The sequence below is a fragment of the Lactococcus petauri genome, assembly GCF_023499275.1.
GTDB lineage: Bacteria > Bacillota > Bacilli > Lactobacillales > Streptococcaceae > Lactococcus > Lactococcus petauri.
In genome coordinates this window covers 1,536,654-1,556,146 of sequence record NZ_CP094882.1, presented here as the reverse complement: position 1 = coordinate 1,556,146, position 19,493 = coordinate 1,536,654, and the positions used below count along the sequence as shown (strand labels likewise).

The 19,493-nt window shown below is 32.1% G+C and carries 14 protein-coding genes and 1 pseudogene; 13 read left to right on the top strand and 2 right to left on the bottom strand.

Going from position 1 to position 19,493, the window contains the following annotated elements:
- Positions 1–269: 269 nt before the first annotated feature.
- Positions 270–1,295 carry a hypothetical protein gene (locus tag lgb_RS07485; RefSeq protein ID WP_035001824.1) on the top strand — a complete coding sequence of 342 codons (1,026 nt, stop codon included), beginning with the start codon at positions 270–272 and terminating at the stop codon, positions 1,293–1,295.
- A 165-nt stretch (positions 1,296–1,460) separates the two neighbouring features.
- Here lgb_RS07485 and lgb_RS07480 read toward each other — a convergent pair whose 3' ends face one another.
- Positions 1,461–1,784 carry a helix-turn-helix domain-containing protein gene (locus lgb_RS07480; RefSeq protein ID WP_249663196.1) on the bottom strand — a complete coding sequence of 108 codons (324 nt, stop codon included), beginning with the start codon at positions 1,782–1,784 and terminating at the stop codon, positions 1,461–1,463.
- 136 nt (positions 1,785–1,920) lie between these two features.
- On the opposite strand from lgb_RS07480, the gene lgb_RS07475 reads away from it, so the two are divergent.
- The 8 genes and pseudogenes from lgb_RS07475 (at position 1,921) to lgb_RS07445 (ending at position 10,638) form a co-directional block, all read left to right on the top strand.
- A complete protein-coding gene (locus lgb_RS07475; protein WP_249663195.1) occupies positions 1,921–2,265 on the top strand; it encodes a hypothetical protein in 345 nt (114 codons plus the stop codon).
- A gap of 34 nt (positions 2,266–2,299) precedes the next feature.
- On the top strand, positions 2,300–2,914 hold the full coding sequence (locus tag lgb_RS07470; RefSeq protein ID WP_249663194.1) for a hypothetical protein: 615 nt from the start codon (positions 2,300–2,302) through the stop codon (positions 2,912–2,914).
- A 306-nt stretch (positions 2,915–3,220) separates the two neighbouring features.
- Positions 3,221–5,362 carry an AAA family ATPase gene (locus lgb_RS07465; protein WP_003133039.1) on the top strand — a complete coding sequence of 714 codons (2,142 nt, stop codon included), beginning with the start codon at positions 3,221–3,223 and terminating at the stop codon, positions 5,360–5,362.
- A gap of 1 nt (position 5,363) precedes the next feature.
- Complete coding sequence (locus lgb_RS07460) at positions 5,364–7,130, top strand: UvrD-helicase domain-containing protein (RefSeq protein WP_249663193.1); 1,767 nt, start codon at positions 5,364–5,366, stop codon at positions 7,128–7,130.
- Between the two features lie 387 nt (positions 7,131–7,517).
- Positions 7,518–8,486 carry a putative phage abortive infection protein gene (locus tag lgb_RS07455; protein ID WP_051994473.1) on the top strand — a complete coding sequence of 323 codons (969 nt, stop codon included), beginning with the start codon at positions 7,518–7,520 and terminating at the stop codon, positions 8,484–8,486.
- 192 nt (positions 8,487–8,678) lie between these two features.
- Positions 8,679–8,810: pseudogene (locus lgb_RS10330) on the top strand (hypothetical protein); the annotation flags it as partial.
- 137 nt (positions 8,811–8,947) lie between these two features.
- Positions 8,948–9,679: a demethylmenaquinone methyltransferase gene (locus lgb_RS07450; RefSeq protein WP_019294238.1), complete on the top strand. Its 732-nt coding sequence runs from the start codon at positions 8,948–8,950 to the stop codon at positions 9,677–9,679.
- 122 nt (positions 9,680–9,801) lie between these two features.
- Positions 9,802–10,638, top strand: a complete 837-nt coding sequence (locus lgb_RS07445) for a VOC family protein (protein ID WP_019294237.1) — start codon at positions 9,802–9,804, stop codon at positions 10,636–10,638.
- A gap of 48 nt (positions 10,639–10,686) precedes the next feature.
- Here the strand turns inward: lgb_RS07445 and lgb_RS07440 are convergent, their stop codons facing one another.
- Positions 10,687–11,667: an aromatic acid exporter family protein gene (locus lgb_RS07440; RefSeq protein WP_019294236.1), complete on the bottom strand. Its 981-nt coding sequence runs from the start codon at positions 11,665–11,667 to the stop codon at positions 10,687–10,689.
- Between the two features lie 224 nt (positions 11,668–11,891).
- On the opposite strand from lgb_RS07440, the gene lgb_RS07435 reads away from it, so the two are divergent.
- From lgb_RS07435 to wecB, 4 genes are all read left to right on the top strand, one after another.
- The gene (locus lgb_RS07435; protein WP_019294235.1) at positions 11,892–12,422 is read left to right on the top strand and encodes a hypothetical protein; all 531 of its coding nucleotides are present in this window, start codon (positions 11,892–11,894) and stop codon (positions 12,420–12,422) included.
- Positions 12,423–13,053: 631 nt separating this feature from the next.
- Positions 13,054–16,797: a hypothetical protein gene (locus lgb_RS07430; RefSeq protein ID WP_019293232.1), complete on the top strand. Its 3,744-nt coding sequence runs from the start codon at positions 13,054–13,056 to the stop codon at positions 16,795–16,797.
- A gap of 101 nt (positions 16,798–16,898) precedes the next feature.
- Positions 16,899–18,164, top strand: coding sequence for a glycosyltransferase family 2 protein (locus lgb_RS07425; protein ID WP_249663192.1), 1,266 nt, complete (start codon positions 16,899–16,901; stop codon positions 18,162–18,164).
- A gap of 208 nt (positions 18,165–18,372) precedes the next feature.
- A complete protein-coding gene (gene wecB / locus lgb_RS07420) occupies positions 18,373–19,491 on the top strand; it encodes a non-hydrolyzing UDP-N-acetylglucosamine 2-epimerase (protein ID WP_019293234.1) in 1,119 nt (372 codons plus the stop codon).
- Positions 19,492–19,493 lie beyond the last annotated feature (2 nt).

Here is a 19,493-nt window from a genome sequence, read left to right as displayed (position 1 = left end):
TACTATAGGTACAATCTCAATTATTTCAAATTTTTGTTAACAAGTTTATTTTAATTGAGGAATTAAACCAAATTATAGTTGTTATAGATAGAACTGTTTTTTTTTATTAATTTAAGATAAAATATATTATTAAGGTACAAGCTACTATATTGTTTGTTAATGTACCTGTTCATTATCTATAAATATATTATATATTCATTTATGGGAATGAACAGGTACGTTAATGGATTTTTACTTTAAGAGATAGTTGAGGAATAGGAGAAGTTTAAATGTTTGAATTAAAGGTTGGTCAAAACATAGAATATTTGACTGTAGAGAAAATTGTAGAAGAGTATCCCTATTTAGTTAGTAAAAAATCTTTACGATCGTTATCTAAAAATTTAAAAATGGGAACGAAAGTTAGAATATCGGTCGAAAAATCTTTGAATACTTTTTTTGATTCAGTAAAATATAAACCAGTTCGTGGTCAGGCAAAAGGTAAAACTCATTTTATATGTGAGCGTTATAATGGAAATACTAATATTTACAATCCAGATGCAGGTAAAGGTGGGTCTACCGCTTTTAATTGGACACAAGTAGATAATATGATAAAGAATCAAATTGCAAAGTACAGTAATGATAAAGCCTATCATTCAATATCTTATATTGTACATGATAGTCTAAAAATAGAATATATTTCAGATGCAGTAAGCAGTTTATATGAAAATCTTACAGGATTTAAAACTTTAGAAAATGGAGATGCAGAATATAACATAAAAAAATTGCAAGAAATATTGGAATGGTTTGAACGTTATCAATTGAATAATATAAAGAATCGCGTTAAATATATTTTAGAAAATGAGGACATTGATTTTAAAGAGAAATATATGGCTCTTAAGTCTGATGGCAAGTCCGTAAAGATTGGTCCAAAAAAATACAGAGAGAGTGAAGAATATAAAGCTCAGATAACAGAGCTAAGTAAACATATCAAAGGAAATTCAAAAATGGATATTCCTCAGGTTGTTTCTAAGAATATAAATCATAAATTTGGGTATATAAATATCTATCCTACTTTTTCATTTATTGATACTGAAAAATTTGCGAATGAGGACTTTGATTTAAAGGAAATTAAGCTCGAACTACTAAGTAGGTGGTATAAACAAGGAATTAAGAAAGAAAAAAAAGAATTGCAGAAAGAATTGAAAAAAGAAGACCAATTCTATAATGTAGAAAGTTTTTTCAATGATCTTTTTAAAAATGAAGAATACTCTAGATTAATGAGCAAATTTGTAAAACTACATCTAGGATTAGAGTAGTACGGTTACGGATTCTAATAAAAAAATTTAATATATTTGATGATTCGTTTATTAAGTGTAATGTATAAGAAGGGGGAGCTTTTCTACCAATTCTTAGCGAATTTCATAGTCTTAAAACTTATGGCCACTATATTCTTGCAACTATATAATAAAACAGGGATTTTATCATCCCTGTTTTTCTTTATTTTCAAGTAATAAGTTATATTGTTCTACAATTGAAAGAAGTTGTAAGAAGGGTTGCTCTTGCTCCTCAGTTATCCCACCCATTTTAAAAGATAAATTATCAGAAATTCCCAGAAGGTAATCAGATGATATTTCTAATACATTACAGATTTTTACTAAAACTTCTACTGAGGGATATTTTAGCCCCTGTTCATAGGAAGATACTGTACCGGTAACAATACTTAATCTTTGTGCTAACTCCGCCTGTGTTAGATTTTTATTTTTTCTAATTGCTTTTAAGCGATCGCTAAAATGTTCTAATGTCATAGTATTATTTCTCCAACTAAAAGTAATATTATCAAAACAACATAAAACTTTTGGTGGTTGTTATATAACTTTTAGTTGGATAAAAATGCTAGGTTTTGCTATTATAGAAGAAAGATATTAAGTATTAGGAGAAAAAATGAAAAAAATTACTTTATTATGTACAACTCCATTGTTATTGTTATTTTTATTGTTATGCGCGTGCTCATCAGAAACTATAAAAAAACCTGATGTCGAGGAAACGATCAACTATAGTACTAGTGATTCTAGTTCCAATGAGATTGAAGAAAATAATGAGACATGGAATGGTGATCAAGACTATTCTTCTGCAACTGAAAGTTATAAAGAAGGTTCAACAAAAGTTCATGATTGGGGAGAAGATTATAATTCCAAAGGAGAGTATAAACCAGTTGAAGATATGACACAGGAAGAGATGAAAAAAGAACTTGAGGAAATGATGAGCGATGCTCTAGGAATGGAATAAAATATTGAATGTCAAAGAGTAGAAGGAAAAAGAGATGATAATATTTGTAATTGTGATTGCTTTAGGAGCAATATTTTTTATACCTATGATTGATTTGTCTAACAATATGGATTCATTAAGACGTGAGTACAATACTATGACTCATAAAGAGTTAGATAATATCTATGTAAATAGCAATAGTAATATATTTTCAGTAGATACTACTTTTAGAGAACAGGTAGGTGTTGATATACGGAAGAAAAGATTTTTTTCAAGTACATTTAATGCATATATTTTGGTTAATGGTTTTAAAGAACCTAGCTATAGACTAGTTAATGTAATAGACTTAAACAAAGTTATTGATATTGAATTGAGAGAAGATAATGATATAGTTACAAAAGTTTCGACTGCGAGTGTTGTGGCGCGTGGAGTTGTTGGTGGAGTGTTAGCTGGTGGAATTGGAACGATTGTTGGCGGTGCTACCGCAAAGTCTAAATCTTCCAGTAGTTTAAAAGAAATTTCAATAAGGTTTAAACTAAGTGATATGAATAATCCATATCAAGAAATCTTAGTTGCTTTTAATAAAAATGGGATTACTAAAGAGAAACAACAAGAGGTTTATAAATTATTTAGCCAGTTAGAACTATTGGTAAGTGATGTAAAAGTATGATAAATCTAAATATAAATTAAAATAATAAAAAGTAGTGATTATATGAAAAATAATTTACTACTTTTTTATATAGAATCCATATCTCTATTAATAAAGTATAAGAAAAATAAAACACCTACTAACATTAGAAATACAAGTGTATTCTGTAGGATTAACAACAATAATTTGATGAAATTTTTATATCGAGAAATTTTTACAGTAGTTTAGATATCATTGTAATTTAATTAAGTCTATACTAATAGATAAAAAAATCATTAATATAAAGTATAATGGAAATATAATTATTTTAGAATTGGAGCAATATAAATGATTTTGTCAAAATTACAACTTGTGAATTTTAGAAATTATCGTTCAACTAATTTTAATTTTTCTGAGGGAGCAAATACTATCATTGGGGAAAATGACTCGGGGAAATCAAATGCTGTAACGGCTCTTCGTATGTTGCTAGATGAAGAATACTATTATTCTGTGAAGAGTTTAAAAGAGAGCGATTTTAATAGGGAGATTAACGGATTCAAAGGACATTGGATTATTATTTCAGCAGAATTTGATAATATTTCTGAGAATGAAATGAATAAAGAAGTTATTGCAAGTTTAAGAAATGAGATGACCAATGTAAATCTTGAACAAGGACATGTCAGTTTAATAATCCGACCTAACTTTAAAAAAAGGCAAGAAATGTTTGAGGCTTCTACAAATGAATTAGAATTTGAAAATGTCAGATCTTCAATTCGTCTATCAGACTATGAATTTATATATAGAGGTAAAATGATTACAGATTTTACAGATGAACGAGTTTATAAAGAGATTGTGGGAGATTTTGAAAATTTTATCTCACCAGATCCAAATGATAAGCAGGAGAATGCACAAGTAATAGGAACAAAAATTGATATCAAAGATATAACTGCTCACATTTCTATAGTTTTTATTGATGCTTTAAGAGATGTATTAAGAACAATGAACTCGAGCAGCAACCCAATAAAAAAAATTGTTGGAGAGATTGAGAACAAAATTCAAGAGAGCGATTTCATAGATGTCAAAAATAAAATTAAAGATTTGAATCAAACAATTACAGGTATAAAAGAAATTGGGAATGTCCGTCATGATTTAAATAATAAACTTGTAGATATTTTAGGATTAGTATATTCTCCGGAACTTTCCCTAACTTCCAATATATCTGATGAACTGAAGTCTTTATCTAAATTTTTAAATATAAAACCTAATGATGAAGATAGCATTGGTTCTCTGGGTTTGGGTCACTTAAATATGATTTTTATTGCTTTAAAAATTGTGGAGTACAATATCTGTAGCTCAAGAGAAGTGTTAAATATTATGCTTATAGAAGAGCCAGAAGCGCATATACATCATCATATTCAGAGAACATTATTTCAAAATCTTGGTATCAAAGAAAAAACTATTCAAGTTGTCATGACAACCCATTCTCCAAATATTGCAGAAAGTTCTGAAATTTCTAGAATGAACATAGTGAAATCCATTGATGGTAAATCTGTTGCCATGTCTCCAACCAGCGGTTTAAACACCTTTGGTTCTGAAAAACTTAATATTAAAATTGATCTATCGAAAGCTATAGAGAGGTATTTAGATGCTAAACGTAGTGCTATATTATTCTCTAAAGGAGTTCTATTGGTCGAAGGGGATGCTGAGGAAATATTAATTCCTAATCTAATAAAAAAAACTCTAGGTGTATCATTAGATGAAATTGGTGTAGGAGTTGTTAATATAGGTAGTACAGCATTTGAGTACATTGCACCGATATTTTCTAAAGAGAGAATTAATAGAAAATGCGCTATTATTACTGATTTGGATAAACAAGCTGTTTCAGAGAAAATAATCAAAAAGGGAGAAATAGTTGGTAATAAACTTTATAAAAAAAATGCTGAAGAAAAAGGTAATGATCGTAGAGAAAAAATAGAAAATCTTTTTAAAGATAATGATTGGGTTGAATCATTCTATGCTGAAACTACTTTTGAGATTGAATTTGCTAAATCAAATCCAGATAATCAAATTTATTTGAAAACTATAAGTGATTTATATAAAAGTGAAGGAGCAATTACTAATTGGGAGAATAAAATATATTGTAAGGAAAATCTATATCATGAAGGAATGTTGGTTGCAAGTAGTGAAGAAATAAGAAGTAATGGTATATTGAGCTTAGCAGAAAATATTGGAAAGGGATGGTTGGCAACTATTATGTCAGAAAATATTTTGTCTTCCCAGGAAAGATTTGTAATACCTCATTACATCATTAAGGCACTATCGTTTATCTCATCAGAGTCAATTAATGAAAAAATAATTAAGAAAATGATTGTACATAGTATGGGGAAAGAAGAAAGTATAGATAATTTTCTTTTAAATAATGATAATGCAATATCATATCCATGTTTATATTCATTCATAAATGAGTGGAAAAAGGAACGGGAAAAATAAAATGAATAATAATTTTCCAAGAATCTTAGAGGGATTATCAGAAAGTCAAAAAAATATTATTACAGATACTACTAATAATTTATATGTAACAGCCTGTCCTGGTAGTGGTAAAACAAGAACATTAACACGAAAGATAGCTTATACTAGTAACTTATATTATAAATCTTTAAAGAAAATCATTGCATTAACGTATACGAAGCGTGCTGCCAATGAAATTATAGATAGATTAGAAAAAATAGGAGTTAATGAAGATCAAATATGGGTTGGCACTATTCATCAATTTTGTTTAGACTTTATACTACGAAAATTTGGTCAAAATTTAGAACGTACATCTCGAGGAATAAAAATTATTGATGAATATATTACAGATAAGTATCTCAAAGAAGGATGTAAGGAGTTGAATATAAAGTATAATCCTTACAATCCTCCAAATTTAAAGCTTGATATAAAAGGAAATACGGAGGAAACGAATATTGAGAATATTAAATTAGTAAATAATTATCATAAACGCTTAAAGGACAATAATGAGATTGACTTTGACTTGATACTAACATTATCATTAAAAATTCTGGAAGAGAACCCTGTAGCGTCAACGATAATCTCAAATAATATTCGAGCAGTATATGTTGATGAATTTCAAGACACTAATGAACAACAGTATAAGATTATTTCTAATTTAGCAAAGAGCGACAATACTATAAAATTTTTATTTATGGGGGATTCAGATCAAGCCATTTTCACTTCAATTGGAGGTGTTGCAAAAACTAAGAATGAACTGGAAAAGATAACTGGGCTGAGCTTTATTAGTATGGAGCTTAATGGATGTTATAGATCAACCCAACGTATAGTCAATTTATATTCTCAATTTCAACAGAAAAATTATAAAATAACTAGTTTAGCTAGATATAGAAATAAACCAGGAGTAGTGAAGTATGACACACATACACATAAAGATGACTTGTCTAATAAAATTTCAATAATAATTCAAGATTTATTAAATGAAAACATCCCTGAAGAAGAAATTTGTATAATTGCTCCTAATCAATTTCTGCTGGCACCTATAACATCGGATCTAAAAGATCGATTACCGAATGTTAGTTTTCGATCACAAGATGTTTACCCTATTAAACCAGATGATTTGAACATATTTTATAAAATGAGTTTTTTAGTATTTACTACTTCAGGTCAACGGGTAGCTTTAAGAAAAAAAATAGCTAGTGAAATTATAGATTCTTTGAAAAGAGATTATTATGTACCGTTGAACGAAGATTTTAAGGGGATAGATTTATTAGACAAATTAAACTCAATAAAATCGGAAGAGGTCAATGGATTGATATATTTGCACGATAAAATTACAAGGTTATTTATTGAACTTGAAATTAAAAAAGAGGAATTTAAAAATTTATTTAAACAAATGTCAGAATTTTTTACTAAAACAGAGGAACGAATAAATAATACTAGATTAAATTTAAATACTGATATTGAAAATTTTAGAAATATTTATAAGACTAAAAAAGGTATTAATATCTCTACGATACATAAAGTTAAGGGAGAAGAATATGAAGTAGTTATTGCTTTTGGCTTTTTAGAAGATATAGTTCCACATTTCAAGTCTAAAAATCGAACAGAAGAATCAAAGAAAATTCTTTATGTTGCAATTTCTAGAGCAAAACAAAGAATTTATATATTTTCAGAAAGAGGAAGAAAAAATGGAAACTATCCTGAAAAAAAACCAACAAAAGTTCTTCAGGCTGCTGAAATTCTATGATAACATATATTATATTTAGGTATAATTTTTTTTCATAGACGAAGTAGTTTATGCATGTTTTGATTATATACAGATGTTTATTCTGTTTAATTTATTTAAATATTGAGAAATCACTTGACTCTTAACTATAACAAAAATAAAAATACAAATATTTAATAGTAAAAAATATGCTAGGTAGTATGTATTCTTTTTTTAGAAGTAAATCTTTTAATAAAAAACCTTTATTTTTTGTGAATTATAAAAATAAAGGTTGCTATCTACATTATTTTGACAATAGGATACTTATACAATAAGATAATAAAAGAATAAATTTACTTTTGGAAGAGAGCATAGATGATCTCTTTTTTGTTATAATGAAGGAAATATTATTTAAAGGGAAATCTTATCTTGAACATCATATTATTTGATAAAGCTTTGACACGCTCCGATTGGTTAAATTTTTGGGGAAATATTATAGGAGCAATGCTAGGGGTATTTGGGACATTTCTAGTTATGTTTTTGCAATTAAAAAGGGAACGTGAAAAGAACAGCAAAGAAAAAATAGACACTACGTTTTTTAATTTATTGACACTGTTTCAAAATGTTAAGAGTGAATTTGATACATATAGATTTATAAAAGCTATAGAAAGTGAGATTAGCGTATGTAAAAATTCTAAGCGACTCGCATACTATACTGATGAACTTTCTAAGAGAAGAGAACAGTTTATCAAAGACATAAATGAGTTTGATAAATTAACGAACTATCATTATAAAATGTCTTGTTCATATATCAAAGATGTGCTAAATAAGGATTTTGATGTAAAAGGATACCGCACTCACATCAAGAGACTGCAAAGTATAGTAGAAAAAACTCACGAAGAGTATTTCTTTAAATATACCAGAGAGATGGACGACCTTTACAGAGAATATGAAGATAAGAAATTGGGGTTCAAGTATGAGGTAACAGAAATTGATATCCCAAATATATTAGAAGAAGTATCTCTTATGACTGATAATAATTCTGGGAATTACTTTAGAGCACTATACAGATGCTTGAAATACATAATGGTTGCAGAATTAACTATGGATGAAAAGAAATTCTACTCTGGGGTACTAAGGGGGATACTCTCATCTGATGAAATGTTAGCAGTGTTTTACAATTGTATTTACTATGAAAGGGGAGAAAAATTTAAAGAATTGCTTGAAAAAAGTCAAAATGATAAAAGAATCGATTTCTTTGGTGATAAGAAGGATTTAGAAAACTTAAATAAGGGTTATGATTTACCATTCTTTAGTAAGAAAAATTTCTTATTCCCAGAGTATGATATGGGACATCTAGAAGAACTTATAAACGGTATACCTACTAAGGCTAATTGATTCTAAATATATAGACTGAGTAATAATTTGGTCTATTTTTTTTGTACTTTCTACTATTAAAAAGTATTGCTAAATAGAACCACTTTTTTTAGTGGTTTTGTTTTTACATACTAGATTATTTCAAAGCCATGTGTTATACTTCATTTAAACATAAGAACAGCACTATACAAGGGTTTACCATATAGGCCATGCCAAATCAAAACTGGTTCACTTTCACGTACAGACCGTATGGCTAAATACAACCAATTGCTTCGTATCGAAGACCAATTGGGTGAAGTTGCCGTTTACAAAGGTCTTAACGCATTCTACAACCTTAAAAAATAAGGTTTAGAGAGCAACTAATGCTTTAAGAAACATTCCTTCTATGCTTAACTTTTAAACATAGGAAGAGTGTTTTTTTGTTTGCAAATTGAGAGACAAGAAGCAATGGTGTAAAGGTTAGCTTATGCTATAATGAGTACATGAATAAGGTTAACGAAGAACGTGTACACGAAATATTTAATAATATATCCACTGATTATGACAAAATGAATGCAATCATAAGTTTCAAACAGCATGACTTATGGCGGGATAAAACCATGAAAAAAATGGGGAATTTGTCCGGCATGACTATTTTGGATTTGTGTTGTGGTACTGGGGATTGGACATTCGACCTTTCAAAAGCTGTGGGTCAGAAGGGTAAGGTCGTGGGCTTAGACTTTTCTGAAAATATGCTGAAAGTTGCCCAAGCTAAACTTGATAAAAAAGACAACAACAACATTGAATTTATTCAAGGAAATGCTATGGCTATTCCTTTTGAAAAGGAAATGTTTGATGTAGTTACGATTGGTTACGGCTTGAGAAATACTCCTGACTATCTCACAGTACTACGAGAAATTTTCCGTGTCTTAAAACCCGGAGGAAAAGTAGTGTGTATTGAAACTTCTCATCCGACTTTGCCTATTTACAAGCAAGCATTTGAACTTTACTTTAAAAAAGTGATGCCTTTTCTGGGTAAGGTCTTTGCCAAGTCTTTGAGAGAATACCAATGGCTTCAAAAATCTGCAGAGAATTTTCCTGATGCAAAAGCTTTGGCTTTGTTATTTAGTAAGGCTGGATTTTCTACTGTAAGCTATCAAAAATATGGTGGTGGAGCCATTGCTACGCACTTTGGGACCAAAGACTTTCCTGTAGCAAAAGAAGTCTCAAAATAAATTTAGAGCGACAAAAGACTTTGTTTACGTTTGTAAACAAAGTCTTTTGCTTTCTGAATTTTAAGTGATATACTAACAACATATAAAGAACGAAGTAAAATTCAAAAGAAATGAGAATAAGTATGTACACCCAACCCTTTAATATTAAAACTATTACTTTGAAAGCTTCCAATCGACAAGTCATGCGTTATTTTTATGAGGAATTATTAGGCTTTTATCTTGCAGAGGAAACAGAAGATACACTTTCTTACTCATTCAGAGAAAAAGAAGTTCCTTTTTTGAAACTTGAGTTTGGGGGAATTTCTAGTACAGAAAAAACAACCGGACTTTTTCATTATGCTATTCTTTTTCCCGATCGTGCCTCAAAAGCTGGACTTATTGAACGACTCATTAAGGCAAAATACCCGCTAGGAGCGGGGGACCATCTCGTAAGTGAGTCTTTCTATCTTAGTGATCCTGAAGGAAATGGAATAGAGCTCTATCATGACCGCGATTCGAAAAATTGGAAGTGGGATGATGAGGGGCAGGTGGAAATGGGAACCTTTGCTGTTGATGTTGAGGCTGTTTTAGCAACAAAAAAAGAAGGAACATTTGGTTATCCGGCAAAAATGAGTATTGGACATCTCCATTTCACAGGAAATTCTCTCGCACAGGCTGATACACTCTTTATTAATATACTTCAGACGGATTTAGTTGCGCGAGTGGGTAATACAGCTCATTTTTACTCGCAAAATCATTACCATCATCACTTTGCGACAAATCTCTGGGAAGGGACAAGCTTGAAAAAACGAAACCTACACAAAAATGGTATTTTAGCTTGGGAGATTGAAGTTGGAAAAGAATATTATGAAGCAGTTTTGGAAAGACTGGAGGCAGCGGAAAGGACTTATGAAAGAAGAAGTAAGAGCATTATCTTAGAGGATCATGTCGGAGCGCAACTTGTAATAACGCAGATATAAAAAACCTTGCTGGATCATATGAGCAACAAGGTTTTTTATATTTTCAGTTTAGGAAGCATTGTTGGTCTGATTCAATGCAAAAGTATTTTTTTCTTGAATCAGTAGTTCAAGCAACTGGAGCACTTGGAAAAGGCCTGCGCGATTTTCAAACTCTTCACGTGTTTGAGGCAAGTCCATCTGACGATAATGAGAATAAGCATTTTCTATTTTCTTTAAGAGCTCACTGCCGTCATTATGTGCAGCATAGGTGAGTGACAAAGTTTCAAAAATGTTAGAAATTTCGGCGATATGTGTGCTGTCCACATCTATTTCTTCTAGTTTCATAATAATATCTTTGAGCAGTGTAATTTGGATATGGCGCATGTCGAAATAACGTTGATAAAATGTATTATTTCTTAAAAGATTATTCTCTGATTTTTCAGTAGCAATCTTACTGCTGGCATCGATAAGTTCCAGCAGGCTGTCACACTGAGCAACAAGATCTTGGAGATCTTGCTTTTGATTTAAACAAATCACGAGATGTGCTGAAATATTTTTGAATTCCTTTTCTAAAATATTGAGATTGTTTTCTAATAATCTTTCATTACTTGGCATATATATGTTTGCCAAAAGTGCTAAACCTACCCCAATAAACATTAATGAAAACTCATTTCCTACGAGAGGAAAAGTTATTTCTTGAGCTAGAAGGTAGTGGGAAAAAAGAACGGAGTTTACGACAATACCTTCACTAGTATTTGTGGCGACAGAGATGGGAATAAATAAAAGTAAGAAAATACCAAAAGATAAAGGTGTAAAATTAAATAAATTTAAAACGATGAAGGCGAGTAAAGTAGCGATGATAAGTCCTAAAACACGCATAAAGCCTAAACGTAAGGTACTTTTCTGCGTGTTCGTAATGGAGAGAATGGCAATGATTCCTGCACTGGTCGCAGATTCTAAGTGGAAAAATTGTGCAATAATAATGGCTAATGTTGCACAAATTGCTGTTTTGATTGTTCTTTGCCCTATTTTGATATGGCTGTAATTCACATTTTGTCTCCTTGTGATAGTATATAAGCAGTGAAAGACATTTCTCAAAGACATAATGTGTTTTGAGAGCTTTCTTAACTAGAGTAATTATACCAAAAAATAGGATAGAAACAGAGGCAACACTTTTAAAATTTTAGCTAAGAAGAGTTTCTCTTGTGTTTCAGAGCAAATGAGACGAGTGGAATGAAAAAACTGTGTATAATAGAATAAAGGAGAAAAAACAGATGAAAAAGTATATTATTGTAGGGATGTTTTCGTTCTTACTCGGAGCAATAGTAGCCTTAGGGATATCTAATATTACTCAATCACCTGCTACACCGATGGCAAAGGAAAGTTCTAGTTCCTCGACGTCCAAAACAGAGAGGAGCTCTTCAAGTAGTTCCTCTGAAGTTAAAAAAACTCCATCTTCCACTTCAACAAGTAGTAGTGAACAGTCTATCTCTTCTCTCTATCATCTTGTCCCACCTCAAAGCGCCTATAAGAATTTAATTGTAGCTAAGACAGCGGAAGCAGAAGCTTATATCCAAACCAATGGTTACAATCTTATCAGTAAAACGAATAAGGACTTGAATGAAAAGTCACTCATCAGCGAAGCATCTACAAAACTGCCGAATCCGGTTGATACCTCCGGGAAAGAAAGTTATCTTTACTTTTGGGCAAATGATGCGCAAGCAAACGAGCTAGGTGCTGTTCGAATGGATAATAAAGTTGTTTTCTTTAAAGCTACAGATGAATACTTAAGTCGTTTGAATTAAAAAAGACAGGATGTAAATCCTATCTTTTTTTGTAGGAAGCAAAAAAATGTTAAGTAAATCAATGTTTAATTATTATTATTTGTAGTAGGTCACTTGATATAAATACTTGTTTAAAATATTATATCTGAGATTATTTTATTAAAGAATTCATCTATTTTTTCATATCAAACTTCTTTGAAATAAAAAAATTTTACCAATAACTCTAAAAAATTGGTCTTTGGTACTCAATTTTATGGGTGAAAAAAGATAAAAAACGGAGGTTGCCATGAATTGATACGTGGTAATTTTTTTCTTTTTTTTTAAGAAATATTAGAAAAAAATCTTGATATTTAAGTAACAATGTTTAGAAAATCCCAGTATAACAGGGATGATAGGTGTGTCAGTATAATTCGGATTTAATTGATACTCATAAAATGTAACGGGTGTGTTAATCCTTAAAAATCACTTCTTTAGTTTATATCAAATGGAATTAGGAGTCAATATTTAAAAATTGTCTATATTCGTTATTTATCAAAAAATCAGGTTTAATCTAGCTTTCTAATACTTAATTGTCAGAAAAATCCGAATTATATTGAAAAACACATAAAACCGCTTCTTAAATAATCACAAGAAATAAAAAGGAGATTCAAGATTGAAAAAAAATGGTAAATATTACGTTGCAGGAGTTTTGCTTATCCCAGGTATATTAGGAGTTGTGGCATATAGCTCAACTTATGGTACAGAAGATAAAAAGGCAGGTGTGAAACAAGAACAAATTATTAGCACACCAGTTACTCAAGTATCTGGAGCAAATATTACAGCTTTAAATGCAGATTCAACAACAAATAATTACTCTGGTATTTCACCAGCAATCGGTCTTACAACTTTCAAAGATACGTACAAAGAATTAGAAGCAGACGCGGATACTTTACATATCCATACAAAATCTCATGGTAATGGTACAGCAGCATTACAAGCTTACCGTCAGGAGATTTCTATTGATTCAGATATTGCAGATGAGTTCTTCAATACAAAAGATTTCCAAAAATATATCAGTGGTACAGTGGAAAGATCCAAAGACAGTCTCTTGGGTGGAACAAAAACCATGGATATACAAAAAGACCTATGGGATAAAAGTTCATGGTTGAATTCGGAAACAATGAATTATGATAGCAAACATAAGGTTATTTATTATAAAACAGCACAATATACAGTCCAAATTGCCTCTGGTATTGACATCGAAGTAGATATGAAAATTGATTTGGGACAATGGGCTAAAGATACAGGACGTCTCGTAGAACGTAAACCTAACTATAGCATCACAGCTAAAACAGACGCTAACTCGATGGCTATTGGTTTCACAAATAAAATTGTTGGTAGTGTCTCAAGTGATGACATTTTAGATTCATGGATTGAGAATCCGGTAGAAGATACGACACTTTATTATCTAACTGAAAAGAATTCATACTTCTATGGAAATGGTCTTCAAGATGAAATTAATGAACATCCTACAGATTATGACATTGAATTGATGGTTAATGGTACACCATTTAAATACATCCAGATGGCATCAGAAGACGGTGGAACTAATTCTCGTGGTGAAACTATTAAAAAAGGGGATTGGGATTTTGACTTTGGAAGTTATTTAAATCCTGGTGATGTGGTTACTGCACGTGTACGTGGTAAAGAAAAATATGAAAATATTAATGGTGTACGACCTACAAAATATTCAGCTACCACACATGCAAGTGATGCAACAAACATTGTTTCTTGGGAAGATTGGAAAGTAGCGGAGCCATCTGTTCCAATACTTTATGAAGATGACTTGATCATTCCTTTCCATGCACCAGTACAAAATCAACAACTTAACCGCTCTTATAAACTGATTGTTACAGTAAACGATCAAGAAGTTTATAATAAAGCTGTTAAGGATGAAACAGACACAAATGTTCCATATCTTAGTGGTTTAGTAGAAGGCGATGTGGTGAAAGCAAAAATTGTTGGATCTCAACCAGGTGAGCCAGATAAAGAAAGTACTGAAATTACCACAGTCGTAACGAGTCAAGATAATGAAGGTTACGATGATTGGGAGGTACAAAAAGCAGTAATTAATGGCCCACTGTATGAGGGTGCAACTGTTATTAGTGGTTATGTTCCGATTCAAAACCGTGCAGCTGGACGCACTTATGATCTTAAAGTTTACATTGGTGATGAGCTTGTCATTGATGACAAAGATATTGATGTTGCTTTAAAATCATATAACTACAGCTACTCTCTTACAGATTTAAAAGATCTTAAAGAGGGAACATTGAATTATGGTGATAAGATTAAAGCAGTTGTTACAGGACATCAACCTAATGGTGAAAATAATGTCGTCTATGATGATAAGAGCGTTGAATCTGAGTTAATTGTGAGTGACAATACAGGTTATGCTTCTTGGGAAGTAAATAAACCTCAGCTTAATAAAATGGTAGATACAGATACTGTAATTACAGGTAATATTGGTGAGCAAAATATTGAAGCAGGACGGACATATAAGGTCGCACTTTCAATTGACGGTGGAGAACCAATTTATGTTAAACCAAAAGCGGATGGTTCTTTTGAACTTAAAGAAGTGGTCTTAAAAGAAGGTTCACAAGTTTCTGCCACAGTGATTGGATCACAAGATAATCGTGAAGATAAAGAAAGTGGAGCGACAGTTGAAACTGTTACAGATGCCACAAACTACGACGATTGGGAAGTGAACAAACCAACTGTAAATGCACTTAAAGATACTGACACAGAAATCACAGGTAATATTGGTGAACAAAACAAAGAATTTGGTCGCACTTATGACGTCGAAGTCTTTGTAAATAACATTTCTAAAGGTAAAGCAGAAGTTGCATCCGATGGAAGTTTTAAAGCTGATAAAATTGTCCTCAATGAAGATGATAAAGTTACAGCTACAGTAACTGGTCACCAAGATGGTAAAGCAGATAAAACAGCGACATCAGCTGAAGTAATCGTTAGTGATGCTTCAAACTATGCAGGTTGGAAAGTGAACAAACCAACTGTTAACGCACTGGAAGATGGTAAAGTAGCTGTTACTGGTACTATCGGTGAACAAAATAAAGAATTTGGCCGCACCTATGATGTAGAAGTGTTTGTAAATGGTGAGACACAAGGAGCTGCAACAGTTGCTACTGATGGCACTTTTGCAACAAAAGAAATTTCACTAAAAGAAGGTGATAAAGTTACAGCTACAGTAACTGGTCACCAAAGCGGTAAGGCAGATAAAACTGCAACATCAGATGAAGTAATTGTCAGCGATTCGTCTCACTATGATGAATGGACTGTAGCTCCGGCTTCCCTAGATGAAGTCTTCGCTCATGCTGATGGCATTACAGGAGAACTTCCAAAGGAAGACAGTTCTTATGGCCGAAATTATGAAATCATCGCTAAGGTTGACGGAGAAGAAGTAGCACGCAATAAAGTAGAGGCTAACCAAGGTGGCTATACTATTGCCTTACCTGAAACAGTAGATCTTAAAGAAGGACAAACTGTTTCTGTGCAAGTTGTAGGGCATCAAGAAGGTAAAGAAGATAAACTCAGTTCAGAAACTTCTGTGAAAGTTCAAGAACAAGTCTTTACAACTGCTTCTAACTTCAAAAACGGTTATTGGCAAAATTATGGCTTAGTCTATGAAGGTCAAATTGACAATCAAGGTTGGGATATGTCAGATGGATCACGTGTAACAAAAACAGCACAACTCGTAAATCACACCACTGGTGAAGTTGTAACAGAGGGAATCCAAGCTGCAAATACAAACTGGTATGATTCATCACGCTATAACGGTTACCAAATTATTATTAGCAATGATGTTTTGAGTAAACTTGATGCGGGTGAGTATACACTTCAATTAACGGTTGCCATTGACGGAGAAACTAAAGAAACAATTGATTTAGCTTTGGATCAGGTAGTTTCTTTCATGGGTCCTATGCATGACAACTATGCAGATCTTGAGGAAGTTGTTATTGAACGTAATACTGTAACACCAAAAGTTATTGATAACAAACCAGGTTTCACTATCACTAAAGATACAGAAGCTTCAGTTCAAGTCTTTAATAAATACTGGAACACTTCTGATCAATTGGTCTTTGAAGGTTATGTGAATACATCAGCTCAACTCACAGATGTGACTAAGAAATTAATCATCAAAGATGCATCAGGAGAAACAGTCGACACACGTAACATTCAAAACTTCGCAAGCTCATGGGGAATTCCTGTAGATGTAGATGAATCACAATCTTTCCAAGCGATTGTGCCAAATGCATACTCAGATCAAGCCAAATATACCTATGAATTAGTTTATACTGATGCTGACGGAAAAACACTATTGACAGAAGTTCTTAAATAAAAACTTTGTTAATCACAAGTGTATCATTTTCAGAAATGATACACTTTTTTATGGAAGTAAGGAGAAAAATGTTTACCCTACCTAATTATTTATTTCTACCCTTGAAATGGATAAGTATAATCTTAGTAATTATCGTATTTGCTAATCTTGTCTATTTCACATCTCTTTCAATTTTTGGATTGAAAAAACCTAAAAGAGATTATAGGATTATTGCTGACAAAAAGAAGTTTGTTTTTGTCGTGCCAGCTCATAATGAAGAAGCAGTTATTGCTAAAACAGTTGAAAGTTTGATTGCTCAAAACTATGACAATGCTCTTTATGATATTGTAGTCATTGCGGATAACTGTACAGACAAAACTGTAGATATTTTAAATCTTTTTGATCAGGTTACACTATTTGAAAATATTTCGAAACCTGATGAACCGCGTGGGAAACCACATGCCATTGCAAAATACGTTGCATCGAATCATTGGAAAAATTATGATTATATTGCTTTTATTGATGCAGATAATATTGTCGATTCTAACTATTTAAAAGAAATGAATTCGCAGTTGATTGCTCATCCAGAATTTACTGCAGTTCAGGGATATTTAGGAATGAAAAATGTCGCCTCATCAATAACTGCTTCTGGCTATGCGGCTGTATATTTTATCACTAACCGTGCAGTACAATATGCAAACTATCGTTTAGGTTGGAATGCTGCGATTGGCGGAACTGGCTTTGTTCTTGATACGGAATATTTAGCTGAGAGAGGGTGGAATCCACGGAGCTATACTGAAGATTTTGAACTCCAAGTGGAACTTTCGATGGCTGGGAAGAAAAGTGGCTGGAATCATTTTGCGATAGTACATGATGAAAAGCCTAATTCCTTCATTGCGAGTCATAATCAGCGCACACGCTGGGCTCAGGGACATTGGTTTGTAGCTTTTTCTACAACTCTTAAGCAAATTAAAACTATGTTCAAATCTCGTTCTTTTGGTGAGTTTCTTAGCAAATTAGAGACTTTGTTCTATTCTTATTCGATGGTTCGTCCAATAGCATTTTTGATGATTTTGATTTTTTCAGCTTTAGATAGTAGGCTGTTTGCTTATTTCCCTGATCTTTTCTCACTGCTCCGATTCTGGGTGGTTATTGAAATCTTGAATTTCCTAATTTTGCCGACGATTTACTTTGTTCAAGAGGCCGAGCCATATTTTGAAAAGAAAGATGGGATTGTAGCACGTATTCTATTCTACTTTCGCTTGATCGTTGCATTCATATGGAATTCATTAACTTATATGCTTGCGCAAATTGTGGGATTCTTTACATGGTTTAAGCCGCAAAACAACTGGAAAAAAACAGCACATAGTGCATCATTTGAGAAATAAAAAAGGATAAAAAATGAGAAAACAAAATAAACAAAAACTAAAATTAAATGTAGCTTTCACTGGTTTTTTAGTCGCAATGCTCGTCTTCTTTTTCTTGAGTATTTAATTAAAAAAGATTATTAATATTTATTGAATCAGCCTGAGTTACTCTACAATCAATAGAGTGGTTAGGCTGTTTCTTATTCATTATAGATAAGGATTTACAGTTATGAAGAAAATAAAAGTTATGATTGCTTTTGGGACAAGACCAGAAGCGATAAAGATGTTACCTATTGTCAAAAAAATGAAGTATAATTCAGCTTTCACACCGGTTACAGTTGTTACAGCTCAACACAGAGAAATGCTGGATCAAGTGCTAGGATATTTTGAAGTTCGACCTGATTATGATTTGAATATCATGCGTAAAGAACAGACGTTGTCCCAAATAACGTCACGGATATTAGAAGAAATGGAGGAGGTATTAACAAAAGAAAAACCCGATATTGTTTTAGTTCATGGAGATACCACAACGACAGCTGCTGTTAGTTTAGCTGCCTTCTATCATCAAATCCCAATCGGGCATGTCGAAGCAGGATTAAGAACTTGGGATAAATACAGTCCTTTTCCAGAAGAAATGAATCGACAGATAACAGATGTACTTTCTGATTTATACTTTGTTCCTACTGAAAAAAGTAAAGCAAATCTCCTTTTGGAAAACCATGAGGAATCAAAAATATTTATTACAGGTAATACAGTTATCGATGCATTGCAATACACTCTAAAAACAAACTATTATCATCCACTTCTTGAGAAAATCGGGAAAACGGACAAAAAAATAATTTTGTTAACGATGCATCGTCGGGAAAATCAAGGACAACCCATGTTGGATGTCTTTGACGCTGTCAAAAATATTGCAAAGGATTACAAAGATGAAGTGGAGGTGGTCTTTCCAGTCCATCTTAACCCCATCGTACGTCATGCAGCGAAAGAAGCGTTTGATGATGTGGAAAATGTACATTTAATTGAACCATTAGAAGTTTATGATTTTCATAATATAGCCGCTCGTAGTTTTCTCATTCTAACAGATTCAGGAGGAATTCAGGAGGAAGCCCCTTCACTAGGTGTGCCAGTTCTGGTTTTACGAAATGAAACAGAGCGTCCAGAAGGAGTAAAAGCAGGAACTCTGAAGCTGGTCGGAACAGAAACAGAACAGGTTGAGAAACAAATAAAAATTCTTTTAGAAAGTACAAGTGAATATATGAAGATGTCTAAAGCACAAAATCCATATGGCGATGGACTTTCATCAGAAAGGATTATGGAAATTTTAGAGAAAGAATTTATCAAGTAGTT

Bases quoted from the DNA above. Each gene is read 5' to 3' on its own strand.
- lgb_RS07485 (WP_035001824.1), top strand. From the start codon at position 270: ATGTTTGAATTAAAGGTTGGTCAAAACATAGAATATTTGACTGTAGAG.
- lgb_RS07480 (WP_249663196.1), bottom strand. From the start codon at position 1,784: ATGACATTAGAACATTTTAGCGATCGCTTAAAAGCAATTAGAAAAAAT.
- lgb_RS07475 (WP_249663195.1), top strand. From the start codon at position 1,921: ATGAAAAAAATTACTTTATTATGTACAACTCCATTGTTATTGTTATTT.
- lgb_RS07470 (WP_249663194.1), top strand. From the start codon at position 2,300: ATGATAATATTTGTAATTGTGATTGCTTTAGGAGCAATATTTTTTATA.
- lgb_RS07465 (WP_003133039.1), top strand. From the start codon at position 3,221: ATGATTTTGTCAAAATTACAACTTGTGAATTTTAGAAATTATCGTTCA.
- lgb_RS07460 (WP_249663193.1), top strand. From the start codon at position 5,364: ATGAATAATAATTTTCCAAGAATCTTAGAGGGATTATCAGAAAGTCAA.
- lgb_RS07450 (WP_019294238.1), top strand. From the start codon at position 8,948: ATGAATAAGGTTAACGAAGAACGTGTACACGAAATATTTAATAATATA.
- lgb_RS07445 (WP_019294237.1), top strand. From the start codon at position 9,802: ATGTACACCCAACCCTTTAATATTAAAACTATTACTTTGAAAGCTTCC.
- lgb_RS07435 (WP_019294235.1), top strand. From the start codon at position 11,892: ATGAAAAAGTATATTATTGTAGGGATGTTTTCGTTCTTACTCGGAGCA.
- wecB (WP_019293234.1), top strand. From the start codon at position 18,373: ATGAAGAAAATAAAAGTTATGATTGCTTTTGGGACAAGACCAGAAGCG.